We start from the raw sequence: 267 nt of genomic DNA on the forward strand, positions 1-267 counted from the left end.
CAAGCCGCCATAGGCGTGTACTTGCTCAACCACCCGATTGGGCGCATGCAGGCTGGTGATGATCAGCGGCACCTTGAACTCCGCGCACAGCGCTACATCGTGGTCCAGGCGGTCATTGGTGGGGTGTACGATCTGATTCACCGCAAACGGTGCGGCGGGTTGTTGCGGGTGCTGAGCGTTATAGTCCTCCAGCGTCGCGGTAATCTGCTGCAGGCACTCCCGAAGCACTTCCGCAGGCCTGGCGTTCAGCGCAGGAAACGCGCCAAT

At 61.4% G+C, this 267-nt stretch carries 1 protein-coding gene; it reads right to left on the reverse strand.

Going from position 1 to position 267, the window contains the following annotated elements:
* Positions 1-267: hypothetical protein (locus P8629_RS11970; protein ID WP_278166337.1), on the reverse strand; the 267-nt coding region annotated here is incomplete at both ends.

Origin of the sequence: Hydrogenovibrio sp. 3SP14C1 (assembly GCF_029625905.1) — a bacterium.
Lineage (GTDB): Bacteria > Pseudomonadota > Gammaproteobacteria > Thiomicrospirales > Thiomicrospiraceae > Hydrogenovibrio.